The sequence below is a fragment of the Pseudomonas sp. R151218B TE3479 genome (genome assembly GCF_053629195.1).
In genome coordinates this window covers 477,527-490,296 of the sequence record NZ_JBRJHV010000001.1, presented here as the reverse complement: position 1 = coordinate 490,296, position 12,770 = coordinate 477,527, and the positions used below count along the sequence as shown (strand labels likewise).

General features: G+C 60.4%; 10 protein-coding genes and 1 pseudogene. 9 read left to right on the top strand and 2 right to left on the bottom strand.

Annotation, left to right across the window (positions count from 1 at the left end):
- Positions 1-110 precede the first annotated feature (110 nt).
- The 8 genes from AB7M32_RS02305 to fdhA all read left to right on the top strand — a co-directional run bounded on the left by AB7M32_RS02305 (position 111) and on the right by fdhA (position 10,283).
- Entirely contained in the window at positions 111-815 is a 705-nt protein-coding gene (locus tag AB7M32_RS02305; protein WP_454248973.1) for a TraX family protein, read from the top strand.
- 344 nt (positions 816-1,159) lie between these two features.
- Positions 1,160-2,413, top strand: coding sequence for a serine hydroxymethyltransferase (glyA, locus tag AB7M32_RS02300; protein ID WP_003206308.1), 1,254 nt, complete (start codon positions 1,160-1,162; stop codon positions 2,411-2,413).
- A 21-nt stretch (positions 2,414-2,434) separates the two neighbouring features.
- Positions 2,435-3,685, top strand: coding sequence for a sarcosine oxidase subunit beta (locus AB7M32_RS02295; protein ID WP_003177603.1), 1,251 nt, complete (start codon positions 2,435-2,437; stop codon positions 3,683-3,685).
- A 14-nt stretch (positions 3,686-3,699) separates the two neighbouring features.
- On the top strand, positions 3,700-4,029 hold the full coding sequence (locus tag AB7M32_RS02290; protein ID WP_014340581.1) for a sarcosine oxidase subunit delta: 330 nt from the start codon (positions 3,700-3,702) through the stop codon (positions 4,027-4,029).
- Entirely contained in the window at positions 4,026-7,043 is a 3,018-nt protein-coding gene (locus AB7M32_RS02285; protein WP_060740299.1) for a sarcosine oxidase subunit alpha, read from the top strand. Before AB7M32_RS02290 ends, AB7M32_RS02285 begins: the two co-directional genes overlap by 4 nt.
- 167 nt (positions 7,044-7,210) lie before the next feature.
- On the top strand, positions 7,211-7,843 hold the full coding sequence (locus tag AB7M32_RS02280) for a sarcosine oxidase subunit gamma (RefSeq protein WP_454248972.1): 633 nt from the start codon (positions 7,211-7,213) through the stop codon (positions 7,841-7,843).
- Between the two features lie 159 nt (positions 7,844-8,002).
- Complete coding sequence (purU, locus tag AB7M32_RS02275; protein ID WP_454248971.1) at positions 8,003-8,860, top strand: formyltetrahydrofolate deformylase; 858 nt, start codon at positions 8,003-8,005, stop codon at positions 8,858-8,860.
- A gap of 223 nt (positions 8,861-9,083) precedes the next feature.
- Positions 9,084-10,283: a formaldehyde dehydrogenase, glutathione-independent gene (gene fdhA / locus AB7M32_RS02270; protein ID WP_122566627.1), complete on the top strand. Its 1,200-nt coding sequence runs from the start codon at positions 9,084-9,086 to the stop codon at positions 10,281-10,283.
- Positions 10,284-10,680: 397 nt separating this feature from the next.
- Here the strand turns inward: fdhA and AB7M32_RS02265 are convergent, their stop codons facing one another.
- Positions 10,681-11,307 carry an RHS repeat-associated core domain-containing protein gene (locus AB7M32_RS02265; protein ID WP_454248970.1) on the bottom strand — a complete coding sequence of 209 codons (627 nt, stop codon included), beginning with the start codon at positions 11,305-11,307 and terminating at the stop codon, positions 10,681-10,683.
- A gap of 186 nt (positions 11,308-11,493) precedes the next feature.
- On the opposite strand from AB7M32_RS02265, the pseudogene AB7M32_RS02260 reads away from it, so the two are divergent.
- Positions 11,494-11,753: pseudogene (locus tag AB7M32_RS02260) on the top strand (formaldehyde dehydrogenase, glutathione-independent); the annotation flags it as partial.
- A gap of 13 nt (positions 11,754-11,766) precedes the next feature.
- On the opposite strand, the gene AB7M32_RS02255 reads toward AB7M32_RS02260, so the two are convergent.
- Positions 11,767-12,513, bottom strand: coding sequence for an RHS repeat-associated core domain-containing protein (locus AB7M32_RS02255; RefSeq protein WP_454252089.1), 747 nt, complete (start codon positions 12,511-12,513; stop codon positions 11,767-11,769).
- Positions 12,514-12,770 lie beyond the last annotated feature (257 nt).

Below are 12,770 nucleotides of genomic sequence, written 5' to 3'. Positions count from 1 at the left end.
GGGTCCACAGCGCCGTGGTCGATACTGGTGCGCACTTTACCCAAGATTAGTGGGGGAACACACCGGATGTTTCTGTCGGAAAGTATCAATCTCGTCGCGCGGCTTTATACATGAGCCGGCGTGACGGGGCCCTGGACTTGCTCAAGTGGTTGGCTCTTTTGTCGATGGTCCTCGATCATCTGCGATATGTCGGTTTTTCCGTCGACTGGCTCTATGTGCCGGGGCGCCTGGCATTCCCGTGGTTCTGCCTGGCGATGGCGGCGAATCTGGCGCGCAGGGGTGCCAGCGCCGCTCCATGGCGGTACCTGGGCTGGCTGCTGCTATTCAGTGCCGTCAGCGAAATTCCCTACCGCTTGTTCATTCCTGATCCCACCACCCTGAATGTGATGCCAACCCTGGTGCTGGGATTGTTGGTGGCGCGCTGCTGGCAAACGCCCACCCTGGAGGCGCGATGCCTGGCGGTGATGGCGTTGCTGTTGGCGGCGCTGTTTTCGTCGCAACTGATGTTCGGTTTCTTTGGTGTGCTGCTGCCGCTGGCGATGTTGCTGGTATTCACGCGTCCCTTGTACATGGCGTTGTTGCCGGGGCTGGTCTGCGTGGCGGCCAACCAATGGCGAGTGTTGTATGGCGCGGCGTGGTTGGGCGATGGGGTGGCGTTGTGGGGGCTGGTGGCTTGCCTGATCGCGCCATGGCTTGGGCAGGTGCTTTTGCGACATGCCGGTCGTTTTCATCCGCCGGCGATGCGGCGCTGGGCGTATGGCCTTTATCCGGCGCATTTCCTGGTTTTGCTCGCGGTTCGCCACCTATCGGCCTGAACAGAACCCTGTGGCGAGGGGATTTATCTGTGGTGAGGGGATTTATCCCTGTTGGACTGCGAAGCAGCCCCCAAGCTGGCTAACTCGATCAATCCGGCACACCCAGGTGTCTGGTTTTAGGGCCGCTTCGCGCCCCAGCGGGGATAAATCCCCTCGCGACAAGAACCCTGTCTCCAGTCCAAACAGGACCGTGTCTGTTCCTATGTCGTAAACGCACCTTTGCGTGGCGTCCATAGGCATTTGACATGCCTGCGCCAGCCATACCATCGCATCCAAAGGGCACGACCGAATGGTCCGTGCCTCACCGAGACGAAAGGCGCACCGCCGCCGCTGGGAGAGACGCGATGTTCAGCAAACAAGACCAAATTCAAGGCTACGATGATGCGCTGCTGGCGGCGATGAACGCCGAAGAGCAACGCCAGGAAGATCACATCGAGCTGATCGCGTCGGAGAACTACACCAGCAAGCGCGTGATGGAGGCCCAGGGCAGCGGCCTGACCAACAAGTACGCCGAAGGCTATCCGGGCAAGCGCTACTACGGTGGCTGCGAGCACGTCGACAAAGTCGAGGCCCTGGCCATCGAGCGCGCCAAGCAGTTGTTCGGTGCTGACTACGCCAACGTCCAGCCGCACTCCGGGTCTTCGGCCAACAGCGCCGTATACCTGGCCCTGCTGCAGGCCGGCGACACCATCCTGGGCATGAGCCTGGCCCATGGCGGTCACCTGACCCACGGTGCCAAGGTGTCGTCCTCGGGCAAGCTCTACAACGCGGTGCAATACGGCATCGACACCACCACCGGCCTGATCGACTACGACGAAGTCGAGCGCCTGGCGGTGGAGCACAAGCCGAAAATGATCGTGGCCGGTTTCTCCGCTTACTCCAAGACCCTGGATTTCCCACGTTTCCGTCAGATCGCCGACAAGGTCGGTGCCCTGCTGTTCGTCGACATGGCCCACGTGGCTGGCCTGGTTGCCGCCGGTCTGTACCCGAACCCGCTGCCGTACGCCGATGTGGTCACCACCACCACCCACAAGACCCTGCGCGGTCCGCGTGGTGGCCTGATCCTGGCCAAGGCCAACGAAGAAATCGAGAAGAAGCTCAACGCCGCGGTGTTCCCCGGCGCCCAGGGCGGCCCGCTGATGCACGTGATCGCCGGCAAGGCGGTGTGCTTCAAGGAAGCGGCGGAGCCTGGCTTCAAGGCTTATCAGCAGCAAGTGATCGATAACGCCCAGGCCATGGCTGGCGTGTTCATCAAGCGCGGCTACGATGTAGTGTCCGGTGGTACCGATAACCACCTGTTCCTGGTCAGCCTGATCCGTCAGGGCCTGACCGGCAAGGATGCCGATGCTGCCCTGGGCCGCGCCCACATCACCGTCAACAAGAACGCCGTGCCGAACGACCCGCAATCGCCATTCGTGACGTCGGGCCTGCGCATCGGCACCCCGGCGGTGACCACCCGTGGGTTCAAGGTTACCCAGTGCGTCACGCTGGCCGGCTGGATCTGCGACATTCTCGACAACCTCGGCGATGCCGATGTCGAGGCCAATGTCGCACAGCAAGTGGCGGCCCTGTGCGCGGACTTCCCGGTTTATCGCTGAGTCGGTTTTGGAGTAATGACTATGCAACGCTATTCGGGCTTCGGCCTCTTCAAACACTCACTCAGCCATCACGAAAACTGGCAGCGGATGTGGCGCACGCCGACCCCGAAAAAGGTCTACGACGTGGTCATCGTCGGCGGTGGCGGGCATGGTCTGGCGACCGCCTACTACCTGGCCAAGGAACACGGCATCACCAACGTGGCGGTGGTCGAGAAGGGCTGGCTGGGCGGCGGTAACACCGCGCGCAACACCACCATCGTGCGCTCCAACTACTTGTGGGACGAATCGGCCCACCTGTACGAACACGCGATGAAACTCTGGGAAGGCCTGTCCCAGGACCTGAACTACAACGTGATGTTCTCCCAGCGTGGCGTCTACAACCTGTGCCACACCCTGCAGGACATCCGTGATTCCGAGCGTCGTGTCAGCGCCAACCGCCTCAACGGCGTGGATGGCGAGCTGCTCAACGCCAAGCAAGTGGCCGACGAGATCCCGTACCTGGATTGCTCGAAAAACACCCGCTACCCGGTAATGGGCGCCACCGTCCAGCGTCGCGGCGGCGTGGCCCGTCACGATGCCGTGGCCTGGGGCTTTGCCCGGGCGGCGGACGCGTTGGGCGTGGACCTGATCCAGCAGACCGAAGTGATCGGTTTCCGCAAGGAAAACGGCGTGTGCATCGGCGTGGAAACCAACAAGGGCTTCATCGGCGCCAAGCGCGTCGGCGTGGTGACCGCCGGTAACTCCGGGCACATGGCCAAGCTCGCGGGCTTCCGCCTGCCGATCGAATCCCACCCGCTGCAAGCGTTGGTGTCCGAGCCGATCAAGCCGATCATCGACAGCGTGATCATGTCCAACGCCGTGCACGGCTACATCAGCCAGTCCGACAAGGGCGACCTGGTGATCGGTGCCGGTATCGATGGCTACAACGGCTACGGCCAGCGTGGCTCGTACCCGGTGATCGAGCACACGGTCCAGGCCATCGTCGAGATGTTCCCGGTGTTGTCCCGCGTACGCATGAACCGCCAATGGGGCGGTATCGTCGACACCACGCCAGATGCCTGCCCGATCATCTCCAAGACCCCGGTTCCGAACATGTTCTTCAACTGCGGTTGGGGTACCGGCGGCTTCAAGGCCACCCCGGGCTCGGGCAACGTCTTCGCTGCAAGCCTGGCCAAGGGTGAAATGCACCCGCTGGCCGCGCCGTTTTCCATCGACCGTTTCCACAACGGCGCACTGATCGACGAACACGGCGCTGCTGCCGTCGCCCACTAACAGGAGAAATCCCTATGTTGCACATCTTCTGTCCTCACTGCGGCGAACTGCGCTCCGAAGAGGAATTCCACGCATCCGGCCAGGCGCATATCCCGCGTCCGCTGGATCCGAACGCCTGCACCGACGAGGAGTGGGGCGACTACATGTTCTTCCGTGACAACCCACGCGGGTTGCACCATGAACTGTGGGACCACGTCGCCGGTTGCCGCCAGTACTTCAACGTGACCCGTGACACCGTGACCTACGAAATTCTCGAAACCTACAAGATCGGCCAAAAGCCGCAGTTCACCGACAAGGCTGACAGTCCGAAAGCGGCTGCACAGGCTCTGGGAGAGAAGGTATGAGCCAGATCAATCGCCTGTCCAACGGCGGACGGATCGACCGCAACAAAGTGCTGAGCTTCACCTTCAACGGCCAGACCTACAAAGGCTTCGAGGGCGACTCCCTGGCCGCTGCGCTGCTGGCCAACGGTGTCGACATCATCGGTCGCAGCTTCAAGTATTCCCGGCCACGCGGCATCTTCGCCGCCGGCGCCGAAGAGCCGAACGCCGTGCTGCAGATCGGTGCCACCGAAGCCACGCAGATCCCGAACGTGCGCGCCACGCAACAGGCGCTGTACCAAGGTTTGGTCGCCACCAGCACCAACGGCTGGCCGAACGTGAACAACGACATGATGGGCATTCTCGGCAAGGTCGGCGGCAAGCTGATGCCGCCGGGTTTCTACTACAAAACCTTTATGTACCCGCAATCGTTCTGGATGACTTACGAGAAGTACATCCGCAAGGCCGCTGGCCTGGGCCGCTCGCCGACCGAGAACGATCCGGACACCTACGACTACATGAACCGGCACTGCGACGTGTTGATCGTCGGTGCTGGCCCTGCTGGTTTGGCCGCCGCATTGGCTGCGGCCCGCAGCGGTGCGCGCGTCATCCTGGCCGATGAGCAGGAAGAGTTCGGCGGCAGCCTGCTCGACTCCCGCGAGAGCCTGGACGGCAAGCCGGCGACCGAATGGGTAGCCTCTGTTGTCGCTGAACTCAAGTCGATGCCCGACGTGGTGCTGCTGCCTCGTGCCACGGTGAACGGTTACCACGACCATAACTTCCTGACCATTCACGAGCGCCTCACCGATCACCTCGGTGACCGCGCACCGATCGGCCAGGTCCGCCAGCGCATCAACCGCGTTCGCGCCAAGCGCGTGGTGCTGGCGACCGGCGCCTGCGAGCGCCCGCTGGTCTACGGCAACAACGACGTGCCGGGCAACATGCTGGCCGGTGCGGTGTCGACCTACGTGCGTCGCTACGGCGTGGCACCGGGCAAGAAGCTGGTGTTGAGCACCAACAACGACCACGCCTATCGCGTCGCCCTGGACTGGTTCGACGCCGGTCTGCAAGTGGTGGCCGTGGCCGATGCGCGCAGCAACCCACGTGGCGCGCTGGTGGAAGAAGCTCGCGCCAAGGGCATCCGTATCCTCACCGGCAGCGCTGTGGTCGAGGCCCGTGGCAGCAAGCGCGTCACCGGGGCACGTGTTGCCGCGATCGACGTCCGCGCCCATAAAGTCACCAGCCCTGGCGAATGGCTGGACTGCGACCTGGTGGCCAGCTCCGGCGGCTACAGCCCGGTGGTTCACCTGGCTTCGCACCTGGGCGGCAAGCCGATCTGGCGTGAAGACATCCTCGGTTTCGTACCGGGCGAGGCACCGCAAAAACGTGTATGCGTCGGCGGTGTGAACGGTGTCTACAGCCTCGGCGACAGCTTGGCCGATGGTTTTGAAGGCGGCGTGCGCGCGGCCAGCGAAGCCGGCTTCAAAGCGGTGGAGGGCGTATTGCCCAAAGCCCTGAGCCGTCATGAAGAGCCGACCCTGGCGCTGTTCCAGGTGCCTCATGAAAAATCCACCGCACGGGCGCCGAAGCAATTCGTCGACCTGCAGAACGACGTCACTGCCGCCGCCATCGAACTCGCCACCCGCGAAGGCTTCGAGTCGGTGGAACACGTCAAGCGCTACACCGCACTGGGCTTCGGTACTGACCAGGGCAAACTGGGCAACGTCAACGGCCTGGCCATCGCGGCCCGTTCGCTGAACGTGAGCATCCCGCAGATGGGCACCACCATGTTCCGTCCGAACTACACGCCGGTGACTTTCGGCGCGGTGGCTGGCCGGCACTGTGGGCACATCTTCGAGCCGGTGCGTTTCACCGCGCTGCATGCCTGGCATGTGAAAAACGGTGCCGAGTTCGAAGACGTCGGCCAGTGGAAGCGCCCTTGGTACTTCCCGAAGAACGGCGAAGACATGCATGCCGCGGTCAAGCGCGAATGCAAGGCAGTGCGTGACAGCGTCGGCCTGCTCGACGCCTCGACCCTGGGCAAGATCGACATCCAGGGCCCGGATGCCCGCGAGTTCCTCAACCGCGTCTACACCAACGCCTGGACCAAGCTCGACGTGGGCAAGGCCCGCTACGGCCTGATGTGCAAGGAAGACGGCATGGTCTTCGACGACGGCGTAACGGCCTGTCTGGCGGACAACCACTTCCTGATGACCACCACCACGGGCGGCGCGGCGCGCGTACTGCAATGGCTGGAGATCTATCACCAGACCGAATGGCCGGACCTGAAGGTGTACTTCACCTCGGTCACCGACCACTGGGCGACCATGACCCTGTCGGGCCCCAACAGCCGCAAGCTACTGAGCGAAGTCACCGACATCGACCTGGACAAGGACGCATTCCCGTTCATGACCTGGAAGGAGGGCCTGGTGGGCGGCGTGCCGGCACGGGTGTTCCGGATTTCGTTCACCGGTGAACTGTCGTACGAAATCAACGTACAGGCCGACTACGCCATGGGCGTGCTCGAGCAGATCGTCGAGGCCGGGAAGAAATACAACCTGACCCCGTATGGCACCGAGACCATGCACGTATTGCGGGCCGAGAAGGGCTTCATCATCGTCGGTCAGGACACTGACAGCTCGATGACCCCGGACGACCTGAACATGGGCTGGTGCGTAGGCCGGACCAAACCGTTCTCGTGGATCGGCTGGCGTGGCATGAATCGCGAAGATTGCGTGCGTGAAGACCGCAAGCAACTGGTGGGGCTCAAGCCGATCGACCCGAATGTCTGGCTGCCGGAAGGCGCGCAACTGGTGTTCAACACCAAGCAGGCGATCCCGATGACCATGGTGGGTCACGTGACCTCCAGCTACGCCCACAACTCCCTGGGTTATTCATTTGCCATGGGTGTGGTCAAGGGCGGCCTCAAGCGGATGGGCGAGCGAGTGTTCGCGCCATTGGCCGATGGCAGCGTGATCGAGGCAGAGATCGTTTCTTCGGTGTTCTTCGATCCGAAGGGGGATCGGCAGAATATCTAGTGGCTTGAGGTCCTGTGGGAGACCGGCGATGCCGCGTCGGCATCATCGCGAGCAAGCTCGCTCCCACAGTTGATCGCGTAGCCCTTGTGGGAGCGAGCTTGCTCGCGATGACGGCCTGACAGCCACCACAAGGGTTTGACTCAACAGCATTCAGACAGGTGCTCCATATGACCGCAGTCAACGTGTACCAACAACGCCCAACCACCGGGGCCAAGGCCGAGTCGTCGCTGCACCATGCCGACCTCGCCAGCCTGGTGGGCAAGGGTCGCAAGAACGCCGGTGTGACCGTGCGCGAGAAAAAACTCCTGGGCCACCTGACCCTCCGTGGCGATGGCCACGACCCGGCGTTCGCCGCAGGCGTGCACAAGGCCCTTGGCCTGGAATTGCCAGGCGCCCTGGCCGTCATCGTCAAGGGTGAAACCAGCCTGCAATGGCTCGGCCCGGATGAGTGGCTGCTGGTGGTGCCAAGCGGTGAAGAGTTCGCCGCCGAGAAAAACCTGCGCGAAGCCCTGGGTGACCTGCACATCCAGATCGTCAATGTCAGCGGCGGCCAGCAGATCCTCGAACTGTCCGGCCCGAACGTGCGCGACGTGCTGATGAAATCCACCAGCTACGATGTTCACCCAAGCAACTTCCCAGTGGGCAAGGCCGTGGGTACGGTGTTCGCCAAGTCGCAACTGGTGATCCGCCACACGGGCGAAGACACCTGGGAGCTGGTGATCCGCCGCAGCTTCTCCGATTACTGGTGGCTGTGGTTGCAGGATGCTGCGGCTGAGTATGGGTTGAGCGTGCAGGCCTGATTGATGGCCTTGGAATGCTTTTGTGGCGAGGGAGCTTGCTCCCGCTGGGTTGCGAAGCAGCCCCCAATATCAGGCGACTGCTGCGCAGTCGAGCGGGAGCAAGCTCCCTCGCCACAGGGTTCTTTGTCGCCCAGTAAATTTTGAACAGGAGTCACCGCAATGAGCCGCGCCCCGGATACATGGATCTTGACTGCCGACTGCCCCAGCGTGCTCGGCACGGTGGATGCGGTGACCCGCTTTCTGTTCGAGCAGGGCTGCTATGTCACCGAACACCATTCCTTCGACGACCGGCTCTCGGCGCGTTTCTTCATTCGCGTGGAGTTTCGCCAGCCCGACGGTTTTGACGAGCAGGACTTTCGCGCCGGCCTGGCCGAGCGTGCGCAAGCCTTCGGCATGGTCTTCGAACTGACGCCGCCCAACTACCGGCCCAAAGTGGTGATCATGGTCTCCAAGGCCGATCACTGCCTCAACGATTTGCTCTACCGCCAGCGCATCGGCCAGTTGTCCATGGACGTGGTGGCCGTGGTGTCCAACCACCCCGACCTCAAGCCGCTGGCCGACTGGCACCAGATTCCCTACTACCATTTCCCCCTGGACCCGAACGACAAGCCGGCCCAGGAGCGGCAGGTGTGGCAGGTGATCGAAGACACCGGCGTCGAGCTGGTGATCCTTGCCCGCTACATGCAGGTGCTGTCGCCGGAGTTGTGCCGCAAGCTCGATGGCAAGGCGATCAACATCCATCACTCGCTGCTGCCGGGTTTCAAGGGCGCCAAGCCGTATCACCAGGCTTACAACAAGGGCGTGAAACTGGTGGGCGCGACGGCGCATTACATCAACAACGACCTGGACGAAGGCCCGATCATCGCCCAGGGCGTGGAAGTGGTGGACCACAGCCACTATCCCGAGGATTTGATTGCCAAGGGACGGGACATCGAAGGACTGACCCTGGCCCGGGCCGTGGGATATCACATCGAAAGAAGGGTGTTCTTGAACGCCAATCGTACTGTCGTTCTTTAGATTTTAGGGCCGCTTCGCAGCCATTCGCGAGCAAGCCCGCTCCCACAGGATTTGTGTCGGTATGCAGATCCCAGTTCCACCAAAAATACAATGTGGGAGCGAGCTTGCTCGCGATGAGGCCCTCCCAAACAGTAAAGAAACAAGACACAAGCACTACCCGAGCAATCAACGCGCTGCCTGCCTGGGCAACGCAGTTCCACAAAAACAACAGCGAGGTGAAAGCATGTCTGGTAATCGTGGTGTCGTGTATCTCGGCAACGGTAAGGTCGAAGTACAGAAAATCGACTATCCAAAAATGCAGGACCCGCGCGGCAGGAAGATTGAGCACGGTGTCATCCTGCGCGTGGTCTCCACCAACATCTGCGGCTCCGACCAGCACATGGTGCGCGGCCGTACCACGGCTCAGACCGGTCTGGTCCTGGGTCACGAAATCACCGGTGAAGTGATCGAAAAGGGCAGTGATGTCGAGAATCTGAAAATCGGTGACCTGGTGTCGGTGCCGTTCAACGTGGCTTGCGGGCGCTGCCGTTCCTGCAAAGAGCAACACACCGGCGTCTGCCTGACCGTCAACCCGGCCCGTGCCGGCGGTGCCTACGGTTACGTGGACATGGGCGACTGGACCGGCGGCCAAGCCGAATACGTGCTGGTGCCGTACGCTGACTTCAACCTGCTGAAACTGCCGGACCGCGACAAGGCCATGGAGAAAATCCGTGACCTGACCTGCCTGTCCGACATCCTGCCGACCGGCTACCACGGCGCCGTCACTGCTGGTGTTGGCCCTGGCAGCACCGTCTACATCGCGGGTGCCGGTCCGGTCGGTCTGGCGGCTGCCGCTTCCGCTCGCCTGTTGGGCGCGGCGGTGGTGATCATCGGCGACGTCAACCCGGTCCGCCTGGCTCACGCCAAGGCCCAGGGTTTCGAAATTGCCGACCTGTCCACCGATACACCGTTGCACGAACAGATCGCTGCGCTGCTGGGCGAGCCTGAAGTCGACTGTGCTGTCGATGCGGTAGGCTTCGAAGCTCGTGGCCATGGCCATGACGGCGTCAAGCACGAGGCCCCGGCCACCGTGCTCAACTCGTTGATGGGCGTGGTCCGCGTGGCCGGTAAAATCGGCATCCCCGGCCTCTACGTTACCGAAGACCCGGGCGCCGTCGATGCTGCAGCAAAAATGGGCAGCCTGAGCATCCGCTTCGGCCTTGGCTGGGCTAAATCCCACAGCTTCCACACCGGCCAGACCCCGGTGATGAAGTACAACCGCCAACTGATGCAGGCGATCATGTGGGACCGTATCAACATCGCTGAAATCGTGGGTGTGCAGGTGATCAGCCTGGATGACGCGCCGAAGGGGTATGGCGAGTTCGATGCGGGCGTGCCGAAGAAGTTTGTGATTGATCCGCATAAGTTGTTTAGTGCGGCGTAAGAACGGCCTGCACGGGAAAGGGCGACTTCGGTCGCCTTTTTTAGCTTCGTATATTGAATTTTTGTGTATTTTCTTTTTTTGATGAAAAAGGGGAAGGAATAATTACTCTGTCTTTGTTAAGGGTGTTTCGATCAACTATCACAGCCTTAAGTTCGTCGGCTCGTTTTGTAACGGGCTTGTTACCGATCACCCTTTGTACCAGAGCTCTAACGGCGGGACTCTTCCTTAATGTCGTGAATGCTCCGTGTGTTGCCTTCATACCAGCCCCTAGACTCAGCAGTGCGCCACCGCCATTCTGCAGGGCTACTCCTGCTGTGTAACCTGCCACCTGCAACGTCGTACCTGTCACTACGCTGGTATATCCCGCATTGGTAATCAGTTCAGCATATCCTTGGAATCACACCGGGCGCGCTCGAAATAAAGCCCCTACGATATTCTCCGTATGTGTCGCGAGCGCTTCGAAAAATTCGAAGAGCTGAAAAAGTGACAGGCTAAATTGCCCGGTAGTGTCTACTCGATTTATCGGATCTCCAACGCAATAGCCGTAGGCATTAAACCCGCCCTGGCCAAACGGGCTCAACTTGTCCGGGCTGTTGAACCGCATCAACAATGGGTTGAATGCCCTGTATCCGTTACCCAACAGATAGTGTCCAGTCACCGGGTCCGGCCGTTCGCCGTTGAAACCGAGCATGCTGAGTAGACCGCTTTCTGTGGCACGGTGGCCGTAAGGTGTGTACGCGAGGCAATGAGGGCCCGTTGCATCGAGCGCGTGCAATACCGAGCGTTGTTGATCGGTGGCAAGCAAAGTAGTTTCGAGGGCCCCGTTCTGACGTTGGTGCAGCGCCAGCAGTTGGTCATCGTGCTGGAGAATCGACCATTGCTCCGTGCCCTGAATTTCACAGGTCAATCGATCTTTCAAGTAAAAGCGTTGGGTGCCGGCTTGCGCCGTTGGTGTGCAATCGACCAAGCGGTCTAATGGGTCGTATCGATAGTGGCAGAGTACAGTTTCGTGTGTGGAAGGCATGGGCTTCTCTGCTTGAAATAAAAGACCGAGCACGGATATTTCAGCCTCAGGCAAATGCCTGAAATTGTCTAGCTAGCAGAACTGTTAGGCTTGGTCGTGCATATCCCAGACTTGTCAGAAGACACTACTGCCGCCCCGGTGGGCCTGGTGACTGTCGTTTCTGCACACTTGCTGGGCGCTGCACGAGCAAATCGTTGGGGCAGCTTGAGCATCCGCTTCGGTCTGGGCTGGGCCAAGTCCCACAGCTTTCACACCGGCCAGACCCGGTGATGAAGTACAACCGCCAACTGATGCAGGCGATCATGTGGGACCGTACCAACATCGCCGAAATCGTCGGTGTGCAGGTGATCAGCCTGGATGATGCGCCGAAGGGTTATGGCGAGTTCGATGCGGGCGTGCCAAAGAAGTTTTTGATTGTTCAGCATATTGTCCTTCCTTTTCCGTAGTTCATGCAGGCTTTTAGTTTTGTCTGATAAGTCTATTGCGATTCATATCGTCTGAGTAAGGTGGTGGAAACAAATCTATGTATCTGGGCGGACCCGACTCTCCGACACTGGCCCGAGGAATAGCATGTCGACTTGCAAAGTCGTTCACCCCGGCATCAGTGTTGATTATTTCAACAGGCGCTCTATGTGTTAATTCCGTCCTGAATAAGCTTCTAATATCTGCTATAAACAATGAAAACATCCGGGCGTGCAAGCCACGAGTGGGTTGCTCAGCGTGACCTGGCCGAGGATACGGGGTCGGGGCATTGCTCCAGATAGTGTCTCTAGTTGTCCATGCTGGGGTTTTATTATTGGAGTTCTGTGACGGAGTAGTTTCGGTTGTAGCCGGTGGGTTTCGAGAGGCAACGGGCTGAGTTACCGGAGCTGATGGCCTCATGAGCCCAGCTCCTCTCAAGACAACTTTTAACGGTCCCCAAGTATGCCCCGTTGGATCACTCCGATTTATCGGGTCGTCAACGCAATAGGCATATGAATTCAATCCACCTGCCCCAAACGGACTCAAACTGTCCGGACTGTTAAACCGCATCAATACCGGATTGAACGTCCGATAACCATTCCCCAAAAAATAATGCCCGGTTACCGGATCCGGTCGCTCGCCATTGAAGCCGAGCAGACTGAGTAGACCGTTTTCCGGGGAGCGATGTCCGTAGGGTGTGTAGACGAGGGCATGAGACTGCGTGGCACTGAGCGCGTGCAGCACCGTGCGTTGTAGATTGGTGGCGAGCAAAGTGGCTTCGATGGCACCAGACTGACGCCGCTGCTGTGCCAGGAGTTGATCGTCTTGCTGGAAAATCGAGCGTTGTACCGAGCCTTGGATTTCGCTGGTTAGCCGCTCTTTAAGATAGAATCGTTGGATGCGAGCTTGGGCCGATGGTGTGCTATAGGCCAGGCGATCCAGCGGGTCGTAGCGATAATGACAAAGTATACTGTTTAGCCTCGCCGATATGGGAGTCACTG

Coding starts and splice junctions, on each gene's coding strand:
- AB7M32_RS02305 (WP_454248973.1), top strand. CDS start 111: ATGAGCCGGCGTGACGGGGCCCTGGACTTGCTCAAGTGGTTGGCTCTT.
- glyA (WP_003206308.1), top strand. CDS start 1,160: ATGTTCAGCAAACAAGACCAAATTCAAGGCTACGATGATGCGCTGCTG.
- AB7M32_RS02295 (WP_003177603.1), top strand. CDS start 2,435: ATGCAACGCTATTCGGGCTTCGGCCTCTTCAAACACTCACTCAGCCAT.
- AB7M32_RS02290 (WP_014340581.1), top strand. CDS start 3,700: ATGTTGCACATCTTCTGTCCTCACTGCGGCGAACTGCGCTCCGAAGAG.
- AB7M32_RS02285 (WP_060740299.1), top strand. CDS start 4,026: ATGAGCCAGATCAATCGCCTGTCCAACGGCGGACGGATCGACCGCAAC.
- AB7M32_RS02280 (WP_454248972.1), top strand. CDS start 7,211: ATGACCGCAGTCAACGTGTACCAACAACGCCCAACCACCGGGGCCAAG.
- purU (WP_454248971.1), top strand. CDS start 8,003: ATGAGCCGCGCCCCGGATACATGGATCTTGACTGCCGACTGCCCCAGC.
- fdhA (WP_122566627.1), top strand. CDS start 9,084: ATGTCTGGTAATCGTGGTGTCGTGTATCTCGGCAACGGTAAGGTCGAA.
- AB7M32_RS02265 (WP_454248970.1), bottom strand. CDS start 11,307: ATGCCTTCCACACACGAAACTGTACTCTGCCACTATCGATACGACCCA.